The sequence below is a fragment of the Paenibacillus sp. FSL K6-2859 genome, from assembly GCF_038008265.1.
GTDB classification, from domain to species: Bacteria; Bacillota; Bacilli; order Paenibacillales; family Paenibacillaceae; genus Paenibacillus_AQ; species Paenibacillus_AQ nitricinens.
Genome location: NZ_JBBOYU010000001.1, coordinates 3,333,688 through 3,354,372, shown reverse-complemented (window position 1 = coordinate 3,354,372; position 20,685 = coordinate 3,333,688). Strand labels below are relative to the sequence as shown.

General features: G+C 44.4%; 13 protein-coding genes and 1 pseudogene. 4 read left to right on the top strand and 10 right to left on the bottom strand.

Annotation, left to right across the window (positions count from 1 at the left end; all coding sequences use genetic code 11):
- Positions 1-110 precede the first annotated feature (110 nt).
- The 3 genes and pseudogenes from MHB64_RS33905 to MHB64_RS14955 all read left to right on the top strand — a co-directional run.
- On the top strand, positions 111-218 hold the full coding sequence (locus MHB64_RS33905) for an ArsR family transcriptional regulator (protein ID WP_445671639.1): 108 nt from the start codon (positions 111-113) through the stop codon (positions 216-218).
- Positions 219-381: 163 nt separating this feature from the next.
- A complete protein-coding gene (locus MHB64_RS14960; protein WP_341134738.1) occupies positions 382-615 on the top strand; it encodes a rhodanese-like domain-containing protein in 234 nt (77 codons plus the stop codon).
- Positions 616-656: 41 nt separating this feature from the next.
- Positions 657-749, top strand: a pseudogene (locus MHB64_RS14955) (hypothetical protein); the annotation flags it as partial.
- A gap of 141 nt (positions 750-890) precedes the next feature.
- Here the strand turns inward: MHB64_RS14955 and MHB64_RS14950 are convergent.
- From MHB64_RS14950 to MHB64_RS14915, 8 genes are all read right to left on the bottom strand, one after another.
- Positions 891-2,219, bottom strand: a complete 1,329-nt coding sequence (locus MHB64_RS14950; protein WP_341134737.1) for a family 43 glycosylhydrolase — start codon at positions 2,217-2,219, stop codon at positions 891-893.
- Between the two features lie 37 nt (positions 2,220-2,256).
- Positions 2,257-3,099, bottom strand: coding sequence for an NAD-dependent epimerase/dehydratase family protein (locus MHB64_RS14945; protein ID WP_094868723.1), 843 nt, complete (start codon positions 3,097-3,099; stop codon positions 2,257-2,259).
- Positions 3,100-3,137: 38 nt separating this feature from the next.
- Positions 3,138-4,361: an enolase C-terminal domain-like protein gene (locus tag MHB64_RS14940; protein ID WP_094868722.1), complete on the bottom strand. Its 1,224-nt coding sequence runs from the start codon at positions 4,359-4,361 to the stop codon at positions 3,138-3,140.
- A 227-nt stretch (positions 4,362-4,588) separates the two neighbouring features.
- Positions 4,589-10,402, bottom strand: coding sequence for an S-layer homology domain-containing protein (locus MHB64_RS14935; protein WP_341134736.1), 5,814 nt, complete (start codon positions 10,400-10,402; stop codon positions 4,589-4,591).
- A gap of 234 nt (positions 10,403-10,636) precedes the next feature.
- Entirely contained in the window at positions 10,637-12,199 is a 1,563-nt protein-coding gene (locus MHB64_RS14930; RefSeq protein WP_341134735.1) for an extracellular solute-binding protein, read from the bottom strand.
- Positions 12,200-12,252: 53 nt separating this feature from the next.
- Positions 12,253-13,137 (bottom strand): carbohydrate ABC transporter permease, encoded by an 885-nt coding sequence (locus MHB64_RS14925; protein ID WP_094868719.1) that lies wholly within the window; start codon positions 13,135-13,137, stop codon positions 12,253-12,255.
- Positions 13,138-13,193: 56 nt separating this feature from the next.
- On the bottom strand, positions 13,194-14,120 hold the full coding sequence (locus MHB64_RS14920) for an ABC transporter permease (protein WP_094868718.1): 927 nt from the start codon (positions 14,118-14,120) through the stop codon (positions 13,194-13,196).
- 209 nt (positions 14,121-14,329) lie between these two features.
- Complete coding sequence (locus tag MHB64_RS14915) at positions 14,330-16,135, bottom strand: cache domain-containing sensor histidine kinase (protein WP_094868717.1); 1,806 nt, start codon at positions 16,133-16,135, stop codon at positions 14,330-14,332.
- Positions 16,136-16,265: 130 nt separating this feature from the next.
- On the opposite strand from MHB64_RS14915, the gene MHB64_RS14910 reads away from it, so the two are divergent.
- A complete protein-coding gene (locus MHB64_RS14910; protein WP_341134734.1) occupies positions 16,266-18,995 on the top strand; it encodes an alpha-mannosidase in 2,730 nt (909 codons plus the stop codon).
- A 61-nt stretch (positions 18,996-19,056) separates the two neighbouring features.
- Here MHB64_RS14910 and MHB64_RS14905 read toward each other — a convergent pair whose 3' ends face one another.
- Complete coding sequence (locus MHB64_RS14905) at positions 19,057-20,532, bottom strand: response regulator transcription factor (protein ID WP_341136080.1); 1,476 nt, start codon at positions 20,530-20,532, stop codon at positions 19,057-19,059.
- Positions 20,533-20,562: 30 nt separating this feature from the next.
- Positions 20,563-20,685, bottom strand: a complete 123-nt coding sequence (locus MHB64_RS14900) for a hypothetical protein (protein WP_341134733.1) — start codon at positions 20,683-20,685, stop codon at positions 20,563-20,565.

Here is a 20,685-nt window from a genome sequence, read left to right as displayed (position 1 = left end):
GGAAAACTGGAATATATATAATAATTAACTTTATTAATATAATAATTTTAGTTTAGACCATTCACTAATTTAATAACGAGTAATTCACAAAGCAAAAATTAGTTGACTATATATCTCAAAGTCCAAAATCCGTAAAAGGTTTAGCTAAAAATACGCAAATGACGGTTGCTAATGTTTCGCAGCATTTACAGACACTACACTACACAACGCAAAGCTAGTAAGTTTCAAGAAGCAAGGAAATTTTGTTTTTTATGAATTAGCTGACTCTTCGATAATTGATTTCATACGCACGTTGCATAGTTTATCTGAGAAACAATTAGTTCAAGTACAACTAATTCAAAAGAATTTCAAAACAAGCATTTTCAGATGGATGGATTGTTTTTGATCGAATTGAAAAACCGTATGGATAATGGTGAAGTTTTGCTGCTGGATGTAAGACCGAAGGAAGAATATGATGAGGAACATATTCCAGGGGCTATATCTATTCCTATTGAAGAATTAAAAGAGAAGCTTGTATCCTTACCTTCAAATTGTGATGCAGTCGCTTATTGTAGAGGACCTTACTGTTTAATATCCGTGGAGGCAATCGAATTATTAACAACAAAAGGGGGTTAATGCTTTTCGCTTGGAACAAAGGTCCAAGATTAGAACGAATTCATACAGCTTCTATCAATAAAAAGAGCGTTATTATTAGAGCCACTGTAATGGTCTTAACACAAATTATTATGATCGCAATTATGACAATGACTGGTGGTGGCCTCCTTGCTTTATTCCTGATTCCGGTCGTTCTGTCATCCCGAACTTTAAAATAATAACAAAGGGTGATCTCAAGCACGCTATGAGATTATCCTTTGTTATTTAGCGGTCCTGTTTTTAGAATAGCATTCGTTTTATCCTAAGAGTGGGCTAACTGTAATTTGATTAAGACTAATTTCGCCATGGCCACCACTAATTTTGAGCGTATTGATAGCACCCGGCAATAAATTCACTGTAATATTCGTATTTCTACTAAATTCCTGAGAACCACCTGTGGATAGGGCATTCAGGAGGGAATAATCCTTATCATTGACGTATAATCTCACTTTTGCCAGGCGTTCACGCGTAGCATATTGAAGTTCTATAGACGCTCTTCCCCCTTCACCTCCATCTACATTATTGATGAGAACGTAAGAACCTTCTGTTTGTAAGTGGCTCACCACCTGCTGACCCGATGCCAGTGTCTGTATTTCTGCTCCTCCAAAAACGATTCCCTCGGCTGCAGGATACGTCTTAAGATAAGGATTCGCTTCCGGTGCAGCTCCAAGCGAAGAGACGCCCTCTTTGGTCTGGATAACCGTCTTGATCGTACCGTCTTCGTTAAATTCTAGGTAATCGATACACACACTGCGCAGATTGCCTTCTCCAGAAATGGCTTGATTATGATAGAACAAATACCATTGCCCCTTGAACTCCACCACAGATCCATGCGTTGTTGAACAACCGGTCGGCTCCAGAAAGATTCCTCTGTACGTCCACGGACCTAACGGATTCTCACTGGTTGCGTATCTCATTCGATTATTGTCTTCTAAGTTATCGGCATAGGTGAGGTAGTACAGATTCTTTCTTTTAAATACCCAGGCTGCTTCATGAAAATCTTCTAGTCCTTCCATTTCGGTCATTCCATTCTTCAGAGACAACATATCCTCACTCAATTCCCCACCTAGACATACACTGCCCCCGCCGTAATACATATAGGCGCTATCCTCTTCGTCCACTAATACACATGGATCAATCAAGGCGAACCCGCCAAGCCCCGGAATATATCCCTGATCCTTAAAATCACTGGCTGGCTTCTTGCTGGTCGCTACCCCAATTTTCCACGAATCATTCCAATTTGAACCACTTGGATGAGGATAATAGAAATAGTAGGTTCCGTTCTTGTACGCACAGTCTGGAGCCCACATGAAACCGCCTTCAGGTCTGCCCCAAGAGACATCATCCGAACTAAGAATTTCGCCTTCATCCAACCAATTAACCATGTCCTGAGAGGAGAAAACATGATATCTGTCCATAAGATCACAACCTCTGGCCGGGTCCATATCATGAGATGCGTAAATATAAATCTTGCCATCCTTCCAGACATGGGCTGATGGATCTGCTGTATAGATAGACGTAATTACAGGGTTCAAGGATGTTTTCTGATTCGTTTCGACATATAGTTCTTGCTTGTTGTAAGTCACGCCAAATACCTCCTGAAATTTGTTTTTTGATTGGATGTTACTCTAACTCTGTATTAGACCATGAGTATTTTGGTTGCCAAGACAGGAGCTGTTTAGCTAAAGCATTACTAACGATAGCCTCTCTATCTAGGAATGGCTTACGCAAATCTACGACTTCAGGGTAGAAGCTCTTCAGCAGCTCTTCCGTTGTCCGGTCACTTAATGTATCATCTCCAGTGATATTCAGATGAATGGCTCCATTAAGCTTCGCATCTAAAGCGGCCATACAAGCGCTAACTGCATCGCGAATATCAATATAACTCCATAAAATATGTTTAAATGTCTCCGGTTTGGCTATCGCTAAATGTCGATAATCTCCTGGGCCAGTGATCATTGAGAATCGGAGTGAGGTCACCTGCATACCATTTCTCCGGTGAAACATTTCGGAGGTCAGTTCGTTGACAACCTTGGAGAGACCATAACATTCCTGCGGGAGCTGGGGATGATCTTCATCTACCGGAAAATAGTGCGGAGAGAATGGTTGTGGAGCCCAGGCAAACCCGTAAGAGGACTCACTAGAGCCCATAACTACTTTTCGAATACCCAAGAGTGAAGCCGCTTCCAGCACATGATATCCAGCCACCGTATTATTCGCATAAATATAAGCGTGTGGATAATGAATCGGAGCAGGTATAGCTGCCAAATGAACGATAGCGTCGACGCCTTCTAGCGATCCCACCACTTGCCCGAAATCATTTAGATCGACTTTAACCTGCTTACAACGGATTCGATCTGACAGATGATTATCTAATGACACGACATTATAATGCTGCTCTTGGAGCATCCCGATCACTTGAGAGCCGAGTTTGCCCCCTCCACCCGTAACTGCAATAGTGTTCATTTCAATATACCTCCTTTATCAGCTTTTTTTCTCTGAATCTAAGGGCGAACCAACGTTCCGTCCGCTTTGCGGTCCAGAGGATAAGGCCGATGATATGAACTAGAATTCCATTGTTCTCTGAGAAGAGATTTAGCCATCACTTCATCGATATCAATACCGAGTCCCGGTTTGTCAGAGGGGTACAGATACCCACGATGTCTGATGATATGACCTGGAAAAGCCTCTAACTCCTTCTCCTTGAAATGATTGATTTCCTGAATGCCGAAATTCCAGACTGCCATATCCAGATGCACTGCAGCGGCCTGGTTCACCGGATCATTCTCGCCACCTTCTTGCCAGGCTGTACGGACGCCGTAGATTTCACCCAGTGCAGCTATTTTACGACATGCGCTGATGCCACCTGCCTTGGAGACTCGTACCCGAATAAAATCAATCAGCTTCTCTTGCATAAGTCCTGTCCATTCCTGCGGATTCACGAACAACTCCCCTACCGCCTGCGGTGTGGCGCTCTGTTGTCGAAGCTGACGGTACCAGCCCATCTGCTCGGGTGCAAGTGCATCCTCTAAATAGAAAAGACTATATGGCTCTAAACGTTTTGAAAGTTGGATCGCATGGATAGGTGAAAGATGCTCATGAACATCATGCGTAAACTGAACCCCTGAACCAAATTCCACACGGAGCTTCTCGAACATGTCAGGAATGGTAGTCAGATAAGCATGCTCGTCAAATACAGGACCACTGCTCCAAGGATAGACTGGGAGGTTCGCTTCCTTTCCGCTAACAAAACCACCGCCTCCGTATCCTCCCATCTGGACGCGGATCACGGTGTATCCTTCTTCTATAAATTTATGAACCTCTTCCTTAAGCTCTGTGATATCGGCACCACCCGCATGGCCATAACAAGGCACCGCCGAACGACAGGCACCGCCCAGTAACTGATAGACTGGCAGCTTCGCTTCCTTGCCTTTGATATCCCACAAGGCCATATCAATGCCACCGATAGCCGTGTTCATAATCGCACCATTTCTCCAATAGCCGCTCATATGCATGAGATGCCAAAGATCTTCAATATTTGCCGGGTCACGACCCACAAGTAGTGGTGCAAGCAGTTGTTCAACCACTTGAACTACAGCCTCGGGATTGTACAAATCTGATGCGGATCCAACTCCGTACAAACCGTCCTGATCCGTCGTTACTTTCACAATAGTCCAGCTTCCATCGTGTCTGGTGCGGATGCATTTTATTCCTGTTATTTTTGCCATGATTTCACCATCCCCTTATGTGTCGCTTCTATTTTAATGCAATCATCGACACTTCCAAACGGGGCGTTATTAAACTTTCCATCCCATTTCTATCCTCTTATTTAATTGTAGAATGGCAGAAAGCAAAAAGCGTCCCAGACTGTCGTTAAACAACAGCTCAGGACGCCTTTTTAATTATCAGAAGCTTTATAATTACTCGGCTTCCTTTGCTATGGCAAATACTGACTTTACTTTAAGTTATAAATCCGATACAGAAGGACTGCGGTTTCCGCACGGGTTAGCTTACCTGAAGGATTCAGATGACTACCACTTCCTTGTAACAAACCTGCCTCTACTAACATGTTCATACTGGTATGCGCGTAACCGGAAATGTGACTCTCATCTTTAAAGCTGCTCAGTTTGACTTCCCCTAGTGGTGTCAGGAGTAACTCTTTGAGTTTCAAAGCTCGAACAATGAAGACGGCTGCATCTTCCCGACTAATGATCGCATCTGGCATAAATCTTCCGGTACCGACTCCGGTTGCAATACCCAGCGCTTTAGCCGTTTCAACTGCCTCGGCATAGTAAGCACTTGGGTCCACATCACTGAACGGTGTTGCTTCTGAGACGCTTAGACCCAATGTATCCACAAGCAGCTTCACAAAGTCGGCCCGTTTTATAGGTGCTGCCGGTTGAAAGGCTGTGTTTGAAACCCCTTGTATAATCCCTTTAGCTGCTAATTGCTCTATAGCATCCTGTGCCCACGGTACATTCTCTAAATCTGTGTAGGATAGAACATTGAACGATACCACATATTGCCCCAGATCCTGCACCTTAAAGACTACAGCACCCTCTTTATATTTTGCACCGGGTACAACCTTTGTCTTCATATCCTGAAGAATTTGTAAGATGCCTAGACTGGAAGATTTATTGACCTCGCTCGCTGAGAGGTTATAGGGAATCGCCAATGTAAGCAAAGAATTCTTATCACTCCAAGAAACGATTTTGCCACCTGAAACAATAGTCAGTTCTACCGCTGGAAGTTTACTCAGCTTATCCTGAATCTCTTTACTCCATTTCATACGATCTGCATTTCGCAGATAGAAAGTAACCGTCGAATCGAGATCTTTACGGATAGATGCCAGTAAGTTGCCCGGCAGGTAAAGAGTACCTGTTGGCAGTACAAGCTCGAGTGTTTGCTCTGCAGTACCACTCGCTACGAATGTTGATGGCAATTCAATACCATATCCTACAGCCCCATTAACTGCTGTTACCTGAACGGATACCTGCTTTAATCCGTTTTTATCAGTTCTTGCTTGTGCGAATGCTCTGGCAAGCTCTTCCGCTGTGACTACAGCGTTAGCACTTTTCGATAAGGGATCAAGAACTGGTAAGATCTTCACTTCAACAATACCATCGGCTCGTAGAGTGATTGACACGTTATTACTAGGCTTAGGGGCAGCGGATGGAACTGGTGCTGGCGTTTCTGTGCCAGGTCCTGGTGTTGGCTTCACGGGATCTGGATCAGGTTTACTAGGCACTCCGATTGCTGCCAATCTGGCAATCAAAGCCGTCTTCACCATTCCTGCAGGTAGCAGGCTTACAAAATTAGCAGCCGAATCTTGTCGTGTGGTATCCTTGTGAATCTCCGCTTGAGCAACCTGTGCCGTAGCAGATTGGATAAGTAAATCTGAATAATCACGATTCAACAGGATCAGTTCTCCATACAACGCAGCATCCTTACTAGAGCCAATCCCCTGATTGTACTCCATGAACCCTGAACGCCCTGCCCCATCGTTTTCATTGATCAATACCGTAAAACCAATTACATCTGAGGGTGAGAACGTATAACCAGCTTTGTGTAGTTCACTAAACGGAAGCGTCAGTTTATAAGTCGTCTGATGATTCGCCTCGTCGCGAGTGATATCGGCCTGAACGTTATTCAGAGCTCCAGTCTGTACGCCCTCTGGTGCTCTCCATCTCCATTTGCTGACATTACCTTGGTTGTTCAAGGCAAAGCCTAATTCACTCACATTTTTACTGGATGAACCGTCCTTCTTGGACAGGTCTATACCAAGCTGTAAACTATCACCTTGCCAAATATCTCCGCCATTCCAGGTCTGTGCATGCACATCATCCTGAACCACAATGGTGGTGTACAAATTCTGTGCATCCCAATTTACATTGGCTTGTGCGCTGAGATCGTCTGTACCCTTCCATTGCCCGCCGACACTGGAATATTGGTCGATGCTCGACAATGTTATGGTCGGAGCAACCGCCGATTCCACTCCATGATGCTCGGCAAATGATTGCGCCAATCGGACAGAGGTTGTGTAAGTATAGCCATCATCCAGTGTAACGCGGTATTTCAGCGTATCACTCGACAAGTAAGGGAGCTCCATTTCCAAAGACTGCCCTAAAGCAATTTCTTTGAAGCGGACAGGTTTGAACCTGCCGGCATAAACGAAAGGCTGTAGCAACTCAATGCGCCCACTCAGCGCCTGTTCACTGGTCACATTAGTCACAGTTAGCACGCTGTTCGCTTTTTCCGGTTCGTCAGCATGAAATGGAGTTCTCTTAAGACTTAGTGCAACCGGAACCAGATTGGTGCCAAACACTTTATTTACGGCTTCGTTAACAAATTGCATGCCACCCTTAAAAATATTGTTCGTAATTACAAGTTTATCAATATCAGGTCCAGCATAAACATGCGTAGTACGTGGCTGCTGGAAGTAAGAATTATACAGCGTAGTATCACCACCTAGAGCATTAATCCCCCGCTCTCCGACAGTCGTGAAGTTCGCTTGTTGAATTCGAACCTTTCCAGCATGAACATCGATCGAACGAGTGGTGTCTCCCCACATAGAGGTGTTGAATAACGTCACTTTGGAATCGAAATCTTCGCCGATTACCACATAAACTTTATCAGAGGTGCTCATGGATACGAGCTCAGTATTGATTAGAGACAGTCCCGCAGGCCCAGCACTGTCAATCACCGCCCCTTTTTTACTTCCATCCGTTCCGTGACCGATAACAATCGCTTCAGGACCAAAGCCATTCTGCTCCTCGAAATGAATACCATACATAGAGCCGTACACAAATGTGTTAAAGATGGTTTCCTGCTTCACATGTCCGACGCGAAATGCATCCAGATTATCCTTCTGAAAGTTCCAGACTTTGTTGAAGTCAGCATCATTGGCCGGGTGATTCGGGTAATTGTTTCTTCCGTAATAATGCGGGTTGAATTGGACATTGCGAACCATGCCCCCCTCTGCTCCACCACCGATGTATATCCCTTCTTTTAGAGGAGAACCGGCAACATAATCAATATAATGTCCACTCGTATCATAGCTGCCAAAGTCGATGCCTTGATAGGAGTTGATCAAGGTAGTATTGATGGCGTACACGCCATGACCTTTCCCTTGGATCGTCCAAGAATAAGGCTTTACAGTGTTCCAATCCTGCTGGTCATAATATACTGACAAGCCTCTGACCCCGGAGGAAGCCTCCAATGTGATCAGTGGTGCTCCTTGCGGATCATTCTCCCCATAATTGGTGAACAGTACCGTTCCGCCACCAATCGTGTGGTGAGGCACATCCCAAGAACCCCGCAGCTCCACTCCACTTGGTATCGTAATTGCCGAATTCACGCGATAGATCCCAGCCGGTAAGTAAACTGTACCTCCTCCAGCTAGTTTCGCATCATTTAAAGCTTGCTGCAGAATCGACGAGACATCGCTTTGTCCGCTTTTATCTGCCCCATAAGGCTGATCTGTTATATTGTATAATTCCACAGTTGTAGGTTTCGGTTGTTGAGCCAAATCGAGAGAGGCTACTTCAGGCAACGTCTCCAGATTGTATTTCTCATCCCAATGAATATTCAATTGCGCGGCGTCGCTCTCATTTTGCACCTGCAGCTTACCTTGATACCCAGAATTGATTGCATTCAGTTCTGCTGCAGTTCCTTGTAACAAAACATGATGTGTTGGTTTGGCAAAAGTAGATTGGCCAAGGATAAGTGAACCGGCCTTTGCTGTAATCGCGTATCCACCAGATTGGTCATCCCAATTCTCAAAACTGCTGTTCTCGAAAGAAAGTACACCTGTTCCATCGTTAAGAACTGCTTGATGGGGATTACCACCTACGGTTACTTTATTGAATTGAACGATAGATCGAAAGCCGGTTGTAGCGTGAATTGCTACCGGGTTCTCTCCCGCATCCGCCTTGAAGCTGCTATCAGAGATCAACAAGCCATAATCATTGACACCTTCAATTTTGAGTGCGGTCTCACTGTTCTCAATATTGATTTTGTAAAGCTGCGCATTTGCAGTTTCTAGACTGTCGGTTCGAGTTGTCATGCGCAGACCTGTCTTGAAGCCGGACAAGAATACATCAGACATATATTCCCAGTCGGAGCGTCCCATAACAATCCCTTCGGCATGAGTAACAAGATATTCTGTTAACGTATTCTTTTGAGGCGATCCCGCCAGTCCTGAACCAGACCAATAATCTGGAGCTAGACGAAGATGTTCTATGCGTCCGATATCCGTTGTGAAATCAAGGAAAACCCCTGTATTTAAAACAGTGCCATATACATTTTTAATATAATGAAGCTCATTCCAGATCGGTCCGATCTTGATACCCTTATAAGCGTTAACTAAGGTCACGTTCTGAATCGTTGCACTATCGCCCGAAAGCTGCTCAATAGTCCATGGATATCCTGACGGATGTATAGCTGATTGTTCCGGGTACCAAACCGATAGATTAGTTACTCCACTGGAAGGAGAAAGCTGAATGAAGCTAGGTGCTTCCTCTTCTCCCTTGCCGCCATAGACATCCAGAATGGTCCCCTTCACTTCCTTGTTAACATCATCGGGGCTTATCCAATCCCCGCGGAGCGTAACTCCAGTAGGAATGATTAGACTCCCATTCATCCTGTAATGTCCTTCCGGTGCAAAAACAACGCCGCCTCCACGATTGCCTGCTGCATTCAGTGCATCTTGAAAGGCCTGCGTATCATCTTTTATCCCATCCCCTTTAGCGCCAAAATCCTTCACATTACTATCAGCAATAACGACATCCTGTGTTGTATAATTAGTAGAATATACTTTAGTCTGCGCATCTATTGCTGTTCTCAATGTTTTATTGACTGTCACTGAGGAGAGATAGAGCTCAGGATTATTGGCTGGAGCCCCTGCTCCACTTACACCAATTCGAAAGTCTGCACCATTCGTGCCATTCGCAAAGTACGCATCGTTTAACTTAAACGTATAGCTTTTCCAGCTATTCGTATTCTTGTAAGTGTACAATGGAGCATCTTTGAATGGGGCTGATTCCGCGTCATACTGCAGCACCATGCTTCCATTGCCGCGATCATAATAATCTACGGTAACGAATACATCTTGCGTTTTGTTCTGAAATAAATAGTCGTCATTTACATTGAAATAGAAATAGAGAATATTTTGCCCCGGATCACTGGCACTCACGGACTGGTTGGTCTGCCAATAGTCTTTACCATCCAGAATTCCCGTTTGTAATCCCGAAGCAGGCCCATCACCGGGTAATGCCGCAATTCCGTCGGATACCACTTGATTTCCCAGCTTGATGCTAACGCCATTTCGTGAATCCGCTTTCAGCTTCTTTGTAACTGTGACCGCAGCAACCTTTAAATCTCGGTTTGAGGCTGCATCTATCCCTCCACCTTCAACACTAAGCCGCATATCCGTACCGTTAGTTCCATTTGCGAACCGGATATCTTTTAAGGTAAACGTTTTGCTCTTCCAGGTCTTGGAGTCGCCATACTGAAATACTTCTCCATCCTTGAACGCCGCAGTCTGCGCATCGTACTGCAGTAGGAACTTTCCATTACCTTCATCATAATAATCAACGATAACATCTACATCATAATCATCACTGTTGTACAAGAATTCATCAGCTACATCTAGATAGATGTAGCTAGTTGCCAGATCTTTTCCTGTCTCCCAATAAGTGACCCCTGAAACTGTTCCGGTCTTCAGACCAGCTGGCGAGTCCCCAGCTCTAGCAGTAATACCATTCTCCATAGGTATTTCTCCTAAGCTGATATGCACGAATTCGGATTCGGCCTTCGCTGAGTTTAGCGGAAATTGAATACAGGACACAAAGAGCAGAATCGCTAATATTCGGGATAGCTGTACGCTGAGCTTTGACCGGGATTGATGTATACGCAAGTAACGCACCTCCAAGGATTATTAGTTGTTCATTTCAAAAAAAGAGGAAGCCCGCCAATGAAGGCGGCTTCCCCTTTGCCCTAAACCTTATTTTTTGGCAGCAAGATAAGCGTCTATTTGTTTCTGAGTTTCGGTAATAATTTTATCTAGTCCGTTTTTCTTTTGAGTCTCCACATAATCAGCTACAGCTTTATTAACGTCTTTCACCATCCCGTATTCAATCGGTCTGCTGAGCTCATCGGTGGCTTGATCGCGTTTAGCTATTTCATTCTTCATAGCGTCTTCGGCAATAAACAATCCATCGATAGGCGAATTCACATTGTTAGGCTGATTAGCAAAATCGGCTTCCTTTACCCAGAAATCTTTAGCATAGGTTGTAGTTGGGCGCATGAATTGTGGTTTCCAGAATGCCCATTGTCCACCCCACTCCATGTAATTGCTCGTAGAAGACTGCATGCCTTCTGGATAATCCGCTGCTTCACCGTTCAGCTCATAGGTTTTTCCTTCGATACCATATTGTAACAAATCATACAGCGTCTGATCGGTCTCCACCATATCGAGGAAACGCAGAACCCGGTCTGGGTGTTTGGAGTTTACATTGATGGCAACAACATTAGCGAGCGCTGTTCGGTTAACATATTTCTTGTCTGGATACATAAGTGACATTCCTTGTTTATAGTTGGCATCGGAAAAGCCTGGATCTGCGTAAGCCCATTCATGAGAGGTTACCGTAAAGAGCAGTTTACCATTTCTCCATTGGTCCTCCGCACCTTCTTTATCGATCATAGCGTCTCTGTTGATCAGTTTGTCGTCATACCATTTTTTCGCCAAAAGTGAAACTTCGAGGAAGAACGGCTGTTGTTCAACAGATTGAATAGTAATTTTCGGATCACTCAGATAGAAGCCTAACCCATGGAAGTTGAGATCAACCCATTCATCGCGGATATAATACAAAGATAGTGGTGTAGTACGGGAAAGCTTCTCGTTCGGGTAAGCCTTTTTCAGCTCACGAAGCAGATTGTCGACATCTTCAATCGTTTGAATCGAATCCGGAGCGATGTTAATGCCAGCTTTTTCAGCCAGATCTGAACGCCAGCCGGCAAATTTACGTTCATTCATTTTCATTGTCCATGGAAGTCCTACGATTTGTCCGTTAACCGTTGCAGCTCCTAATGTTCCTTGTTCTACATATTTCTTCTCAAGATTAGGCGCATATTTCGGGAGCAGATCATTTAAGGCCATGTAGGAGCCTTTCGCCGCCATTTGCTTATAGGAGAGCCAATCTCCATCAAAGTTCATATCCCAGTTGTCCCCGGATGCGGCCATGACTAGCATTTTTTCCTTAAAGTCTCCAAACGGAATGAAATTCACAGAGAACTTTACGTTTAGACCTTTGGATTTCACATAATCGCTGATCTTGGACCAAACCTCGTCTGTGGCTGCTTTTTTATCCCCACCAAAATAGAATTTGAGTGTAACCTCATCTTCACCTTTCGCGGTTTCTGTGTTAGTGCTAGTGTTGTTGTCTTTACTTTGATTTCCATCATTGGACGACGTATTTCCACCACTTGAGCTACATGCGGACATAATCAGTCCTAGCAATAGCGTTGCTATCAGGACGATCTGAAATCTACCCATGCGTTTGCGCATCCTAATCTCCCCTTATACCTTTAATTTATACTATACGACATTCGTCGACATAGTTAACCTTTAACTGCTCCAACCATAAGTCCTTTAACAAAATAACGCTGCAGAAATGGATACAAGAAAATGATAGGTCCGATAGTTATGACCGTCAGCGCCATTTTGATAGACTCGGAAGGAATCTGAGCAGAAATTCGCTGCATCGCAGCCGCATTTCCGGAGTTCTTCAAGAAATCGACATTGGAGATCAGTGTGCGTAGCAGCAATTGTAGTGGCTGAAGTTCCTGTTTATCTACGAACATTAACCCGAGGAACCAGTCGTTCCAATATCCGAGAGCTACGAACAGCCCAACGGTCGCTAGAACGGGTAGAGCAAGTGGCATGATCAGCCTGGAGTAGATTCGGAATTCACCCGCACCGTCCATTTTTGCCGATTCATGCAAATCCTCAGGAATGGAGAGCATAAAGTTTCGAATAAGAAACATGTTGAAGGCATTGCCCAGCGAAGGAAGAATAAGTGCCCATATCGTATCTTTCAAATGCAGATATCTGACAATGACGATATACCAAGGCACTAATCCCCCACTAAAGAGCATGGTGATGATGACAAAGATGGAGAGAATATTCCTATATTTAAAAGAACGTCTTGCCATTACGTAAGCACCCATGCTAGTCAAGAAGAGTGACAAAGCAGTTCCGACAACAGTGACGAATGTGCTGACTCCGTACGCCTCAAAAATCCGATTGGAGCCAAGAAGCAAAATACGATAGGAATCAAACGTTATCGTCTTGGGCCAAATAGAATAGCCGTACTGCATAATATCTTTTTCTGTGCTCAGTGAGCCTGCGATGACCATGAGGAACGGAAACAGGCAGGCCAGACTGAATAGACCGATTACCAGAGCAATTAAAAACTGGCTGAGTGAAAATTTTCTGGCTAACATTGTGTCGGATGACCTCCTTAGAATTGAATGTATCTATACTTCGGGACAACTGACCTTTAGAATATCGCTGAGTCTTTGTCGATCTTCCGTGCGGCATAGTTACTGCTAAGTACGAGGAAGAAAGCAACAAAGGACTGTAGGAAGCCCGCAGCGGAAGCCATCCCAATATCACCCGATTTCCGTAAGCTCCGATAGACGAAGGTGTCAATAACATCTGTGGTTGGGAAGAGCAGCGAAGCGTCTCCTACCATGGCATAGAACATCCCGAAATCTGCATTCATAATTCTTCCAACCGCCAGTAATGTCAGGATAATAATTGTTGGTCGCAGCATCGGAATACTAATGTATCTAATTTGCTGCCATCTCGACGCTCCATCAATGGAAGCAGCTTCATAATAGGAACTGTCAATAGAGGTTAGCGCGGCCAAATAGATAATTGTGCCATAACCAGTGATTTTCCAGCGGGCAGCAATGGTTAAGATCGCCGGCCATAATTCATCCCGACTATAGAAGTCAATCGGTTGTAGATGTAGGTACTCCAGGAAGCGATTAATTGCTCCAGTCTCATAATTCATCAGATTATAAGCGAATACACCTACGACAATCCATGAGATAAAGAAAGGTAAAAAGGTTAAGGATTGCGTAATTCTTTTGAAATACTTATTGCGCATTTCATTCAGCAGTAGTGCAAACCCTACTTCAAATACGAGCCCTACTACTATGAAAAGTGCATTCAGGAGAATCGTGTTTCGAATGGCTCGAAAAGCCACCGGAGAAGAGAATACATAGTCAAAGTTGCTGAATAGCGGGTCCATCCAATCACTTCCGAAAATTCCTTTGGAGAAATCAAAATTTTTGAAGGCGATTACAAGACCAGCCAGCGGCAGATAGTTAAAGAGCAAGAACAGTACCCCGACGGGTAAGAACATGAGCAGCAAGGTGCGATTTTTGTACAGTTCCTTGAACACTCCGTTTAGTTTCATATCGATTTCCCTTTCGCTGTTTGGATAATTTAATTGTAAAAGAGTGGATATGCACTTACTATGAGTCAATCTTGCACTTTGTTGATTCATTTTTATCCTGATCACCGAGATACGTGATCAACAGTCTAAAAATAAAAGTAGCGATTCTCCGAGAAGGGAGAATCGCTACTATATAAGATTTTAACGATTTAATAGGTCTAACAGCTCGATTAATGGGTATCATCTGTTTTGGACAGTTCTTCGCCTACCTTCATGGGATGGCGCAACAAAATACGGGTTCCCCCTTCTGTACCGATCTGAATCTGGAGCTTATACTCAGACCCAAAATACAGCTTCAAACGGTCATTCACATTTCTTAACCCTACACCTCGACGAGTTGTTGTATACATTTCCTCCTCCGCATCATCATGATCCAATTCATCAATGATACTCTGTGGAATGCCCTTTCCGTTATCTGCAATCTCGATGATCATATCTTCCTCTTCACGCCTAGCAGACACAATGATCTTCCCCTTCTCAAAGTCACTCCGCACACTATGTTGGATCGCATTTTCTACAAGTGGTTGTAGCAGCAAGCGAAGGAATGGGAAATCTAGCAAATCTTCATCTAAGGAATATAATATACGGATCGTTTTGCCCATACGGCCCTGCTCGATGAGCACATAAGCTTTCACTTGCTCTATCTCACGCCGCAGTGTAGTGATCTCCTTCCCTTGATTCAAACTCAACCGCAGGAGATTCCCAAGTGCAGATACCATTTCACTAATATCGCTGCGCCCGTGGTTCTCCGCCTTCCAGCGAATTGATTCAAGTGTATTATAGAGAAAATGTGGGTTGATCTGATGGCTCAGAACCTGAAACTCCAGTGCCTTTTTCTTTCGCTCGGAACGCCAAGCTTCTTGGATCAATACATCAATTCGTTGAACAAGGCTGCCAACCCCTCGATATAACCAGCCTACTTCATCTCTTCTTGGCGAAGTTAACGCTTCTGTTTGGAAATTCCCCTCCTCCATTCTCCGCATCAGCCTTACCAGACGTGCGATAGGTTGAGTGAAATACACTGTAATGTAGAAGACAACGGCAAAACAGCAGATGAGATAAATAATCAAGAAGATGATCAGCAAACGAGTCATTTCGTCACTTGATCCAGACAGTTCTTTCAATAACGTCAGACTGACAATCGCCCAAGGCTCACTGTCCAAGCTGACATAAGTAGTAAGATACTTGTGCCCGTCAATCTTAAGCGTCTGTGAGCCCTGCGAGTTCTGTTGAAGATGGGAGACGAATGAATTCGAAGGGAATTGCTTGCCTGCCCATTCATTGGAGGAGGAGTCATAATAAATGGTGCCATCCCGATTCATCAGCAGCAGCTTCTGATTTTTCAATTGCTCGGTGGGTGAGAAATAACGCTTCAAATGATCCTCTGAAATTTCTGTCACGACCATACCTCTGGGCTTCCGATCAAAGAGACCTGTAAAGCGCTTGATATACCCTAATAAAGGACGACCATATTTGCCTTGCTGTGGCATAAATAATTCCCACATTGGACCTACAGTTCCTTGTGACCGTTTAAACCATTCCTCTGACGTAATATTCGCCGCTTCTCCCAATGTATTCATATAAGAAGGATAAAGCGAAGGATTTATCGGATAGACCCGCACTCGGAAGGCATCGATTTGTGGAGTAGCCTGATAGAGTACAGTAAGCAGATTAACAGTGAAGTCCTCTTCTTCAGCAGGATTTGCTGGTGGATCAATCAGTAGATCTTGTACTCGTTTGTTGCCGATTAGAGTATTGACCTGATCATTAAGTGTATTCAGATAAATCTCAAAATTGTTGGTTGCTTGCTGGAGATAGCTCAGTGAAATCTTCGTATTCGTGTTTGTGATACCCTCAATAGACTTGATATGTGCAAAGTAAGCGAAAATAAGAAACGGCACAATAATGATCATTAAAAATACCAATATTATACGGTTCCTTAACGATGCGCCCAAACGCAGAGTGAACCGATTCATAACATTTCCTCCTTCCAGGCATATCGACAATAATCCCCGCGAAAATTTGCAATTCACTCATTGTGGTAAAAAATGCATTTACTATAATTAGGCTGTAGCGTTCATCATCTAATGGAAAAGAGGAAACGTATTGACTGGAGCTAGCAAAACCGTTGTACATGTCATTTCTCACACTCACTGGGATAGGGAATGGTATATGCCCTATGAAGCCCATCACGTTAAGCTTATTAAAACTATAGATTCCTTGATCGACACATTTGAATCCGACCCGGATTTTAAAAGCTTCTATTTAGATGGACAAACCATTGTAGTGGAGGATTATTTGCAGGTTTATCCGGAGAAGCGTGAAATGATCCAAAAACTGTGCGATGATGGCAAGCTCTCCCTCGGGCCATGGTACATTCTTCAAGACGAATTCCTAACGAGCGGTGAAGCGAATGTTCGCAACCTGCAAATCGGACATCGTGATGCAAGGACATTCGGTCCCATCTCTAAGATCGGCTACTTCCCGGATTCTTTTGGCAATATGGGTCAAGCTGCGCAGATTCTTCAGCAAGCTGGTATCGATACGGCCGTCTTCGGCAGAGGGGTAAAAGCCACGGGTTTCAACAATCGTGTGGAAGAAACCTCTGACCAAGAATCTCCTTACTCTGAGCTGATCTGGCAATCCCCTGATGGCTCCAAAGTGCTTGGTATTCTCTTTGCGAATTGGTACAACAACGGCATGGAAATTCCTGTAGATCCTGACACAGCTAAAAGCTACTGGGATCATCGTCTTGCACGTGCCAGACAATACGCCTCCACCCGGCACTTACTGCTCATGAACGGCTGTGATCACCAGCCCATCCAAACCGATCTTTCTGAAGCTTTACGGGTTGCGCGTGATTTATATCCAGACTGCGAATTCATTCATTCTAATTATGATGATTATGTAAAAGCCATTAAAGAGGAGCTTCCCGATGACTTAACCCTAACTACAGGAGAGCTTCGCGGGCAACATACAGATGGCTGGTACTCCCTAGTGAATACTGCTTCAGCGAGGATATACATCAAGCAGCTTAACCAACAGAACCAGACGTTGCTTGAAAAAATAGCTGAGCCACTAGCCGCACTCGCACACGGATTAGGCAAACCTTATCCCCATGGTCTACTGCAATATGCCTGGAAGACTCTCATGCAGAACCATCCGCATGACAGCATTTGCGGCTGCAGCGTAGATGAGGTCTACCATGAGATGAAGACTCGGTTTGCAAAAAGCATGGAGGTCGGTTCAGCTCTCATAACTGACAGCGCCAGATTCATTAGTGCTAAGGTCGACACCTCTATCTTCGCATCATTTGGAGAAGACGCCATTCCGTTCGTAGTTTATAATACTAGCGGCTATTCTAGCAGCAGCGTAGTGACCTTGGAAATTGAGTGGTCTCACCGTTTCTTCAATCAAAGTGAAGACCCAAGTGCCATATTCAAGCAAGTCTCGGACAGAACGCATGGCGAGGGCTACCTGGTCAACTCCCAAGGTGATCGATTAGACTGCACTGTTGAAGATCTGGGGGTACGCTTCGGTTACGAGCTGCCAAACGATAAATTCAGACAGCCTTATATGGCCCGTGCTTTACGGCTAACCTTTGAGACAAAATCGCTTCCTGCCCTAGGACTGGCAACTTTTTCTTGGATTCCCACAAAGGATTCAGCGATACCAAAGACTTTATCAGGCACTATGATCACCGAAGACTTCACTATAGAGAATGAATATCTTCGAATCCGCATGGCAGAAGATGGAAGCTTCTCTATGTTCGATAAAACCAGTGAACAGCTATACAGCGGTCTGGGTGTATACGAGGATGTCGGTGACATAGGCAATGAATACATTTTCAAACAACCCGAAGGTGATGTAGCCATAACTACACGCGGCATCCCTGCGGAGATTCACCTAACGGAAAATACCCCTTACAGAGCTGCTTTTGAAATCAGACATACCCTTGAAGTTCCGGTCTCAGCCGATGAACAGCTTCAGCAGGAAGTAGAAACCATGGTTGAGTTCCGGCAGCGGAAGTCAGTCCGGTCACAGCAGCTTGTCACTCTGAATATTGTGACCTGCATCAGTCTGCAGCGTGAAGGTCATTCCTTGCAAGTGCATACTCGTATCGACAATACTGCAAAGGATCATCGTCTCCGTGTTCTGCTACCATCTGGGGTTAAGGCAGCGCACCATTATGCCGATTCTGTCTTTGAAGTCGCCGAGCGCGAGACTGTACCTGCACCTGAATGGGAGAACCCAAGCAACTGCCAGCATATGCAGTCGTTTGTGGATGTACATGCTAATGAACGCGGCTTGACTGCATCTGGTAAAGGTCTGAACGAGTATGAGGTGTTGCAGGATGAAGAAGGTACTATTGCCCTAACACTCCTTCGTTCGATAGGTGAACTTGGCGACTGGGGCGTCTTCCATACCCCTGACGCTCAGTGCCTTGGCGTTAATGTAGCAGAGTGGAGCCTTATCCCGCATAGCGGAGGTGACAACCGCTTCGCGGCCTACCGTGAAGCCTACCGTTTTGCTGTTCCCGTCACTACTGTTCAGACAGGGATTCATGAAGGAACACTTCCTCCTGTGCACAGTTTTCTGGCATGGGAAGGTAAAGAAATAGCTTTTTCCAGCTTAAAAATCAATGAAGATAATGGAGATCTAATGGCACGCTGGTACAATCTCGCTGACACACCCACCGATCTAAGTATTCATTCCCATGTGAATGCCAATCTGTACCTCAGCAACATTCTGGAGGAGAAAACATCCGTCGTTCAGTCACAACCACTTCCGGTAAGTAAGGCAGGGATTGTAACCATAGGGATCACGAATTCTTAAGTCTTAACACTCGTAAATATCCAGGCAACCCGATTCTACTGAACCGAGTCGCCTGGATTCTTTATTCTTCAGCAATTCCAAGCTGTCTTCTGAAATCCTTAGGTGTGCAGCCTACCTGTTTCTTGAAAAGCTTTGAGAAATGCACCGGGTCTTTGTAGCCGACCTGATAGGAAATTTGATAAATTTTAAACTGCACATCGTATAGCATTTCTTTTGCCTTTTTAATACGAATATCTGTTAAGTATTCGAGAAAGGTCATATGCAGTTCTTTCTTAAATAACTTACTAAGCCAAACCGGAGTTACGTGAACCGCAGAAGCTACAATTTGCAGCGTTAGGCTTTCAGCATAATCACGGTGTAAAATCTTCTCAGCTTCGCTAACAATTTGGCTGGGTGTATGCGAAAGCTTTCGAAAGTCGGCAGCAATCTCATGCAGAAAGATCTCTGTTTGTTCACGAAGCGCCTGCAGAGTATCGTATTGCTCCAACAGCTCCCAAACTGCGATAGGATTATTTTTCCAACTCTTAAGAACGGTTCCCTCCGCTCCCCGCCGGAACACTTCGAACAGCCATTCGAAAATTTTCTGCTGGATATCCCTTAGTTGTGTAAGATGCCAAGACTGTATCATCTCTATGAAGTTATCCATCGCTTTTGTTATATCATCATCCGAACCATATCGAACCAAATCAAGCATTTCTTCCGGGTTCTGAAGTGACAAGTTATCACTCTCACCGTCGTAAAATAGTCCTTGCTCAGTGAATAATCTGTTACCCCCATAAACCGCCTTTTGCTCCATTACACTTACAGCCTCAATATACATATGGTGCAAGTTTCTTGTATTGCCCGGTTTAGTCAGCATTCCTGCACTAGCAGTGATTTTGACAAAATCATTGATTCTTTGAATGAAGAGCTGTGCCATGCCCTGTGCGATATCCGAATGCTCCTGCGAAAGGCTCCCCAGCACAATAATCCAGCGGTTATAACGGTCCTTATAGAGAGCAGAAGGATGGGCGTATTCCTCTTCAAGCGTCTGATGTAACACATTACTAATCCCGAATAGAATCAGTTCCTTCTCATGCGGATTTTTATTCTCTATCGCTTTTAAATTATCAGCCTCAACGACAATCAACATCGTGGGCTCCTTTAGCATCCATTCAAGCTCCAATGTTTGAAGACGGTGGTATCTACGCATTTCAAGATTAGGGTCATAAACCTGCTCAATCATTTCCTTTAATAATTCCTCGCGCATTGTGGAGATGGCGAAGACCGCCTGATTCTTAAGCATTTGCCGGTTCCGATGATCCATCTCCTTTTTATTGATGTTCTCTATCGATTTATCTACCATTTTACCTAGTTCATCCAAATTAATTGGTTTCAAAATATAATCGCATACCCCTATTTTCATGGCCTGCTTGACCAGTTCAAAATCATCATAACCACTTACAATAATCTTCTCAGGCTTATACTCCTCTTCGGCAGATAAGGCGCTAAGGAATTCCAGACCAGACATGCGGTTCATCTTGATATCTGTAATAATCAGAGCGGGCCTGATCTCAAGTGCCGTACGTTAAGCCACATCACCATCATCCGCAACAAGAACCTCTGTAATATTGTAATTCTCCCAATGAAAGCGATTCCGTAATCCTTCGCGAATCTCATATTCATCATCCACTATAAGTACACTAAGCAT

Bases quoted from the DNA above. Each gene is read 5' to 3' on its own strand.
- MHB64_RS14935 (WP_341134736.1), bottom strand. From the start codon at position 10,402: ATGGAGAATGGTATTACTGCTAGAGCTGGGGACTCGCCAGCTGGTCTG.
- MHB64_RS14945 (WP_094868723.1), bottom strand. From the start codon at position 3,099: ATGAACACTATTGCAGTTACGGGTGGAGGGGGCAAACTCGGCTCTCAA.
- MHB64_RS14915 (WP_094868717.1), bottom strand. From the start codon at position 16,135: ATGAATCGGTTCACTCTGCGTTTGGGCGCATCGTTAAGGAACCGTATA.
- MHB64_RS14930 (WP_341134735.1), bottom strand. From the start codon at position 12,199: ATGCGCAAACGCATGGGTAGATTTCAGATCGTCCTGATAGCAACGCTA.
- MHB64_RS14900 (WP_341134733.1), bottom strand. From the start codon at position 20,685: ATGCTTAGTGTACTTATAGTGGATGATGAATATGAGATTCGCGAAGGA.
- MHB64_RS14940 (WP_094868722.1), bottom strand. From the start codon at position 4,361: ATGGCAAAAATAACAGGAATAAAATGCATCCGCACCAGACACGATGGA.
- MHB64_RS14925 (WP_094868719.1), bottom strand. From the start codon at position 13,137: ATGTTAGCCAGAAAATTTTCACTCAGCCAGTTTTTAATTGCTCTGGTA.
- MHB64_RS14920 (WP_094868718.1), bottom strand. From the start codon at position 14,120: ATGAAACTAAACGGAGTGTTCAAGGAACTGTACAAAAATCGCACCTTG.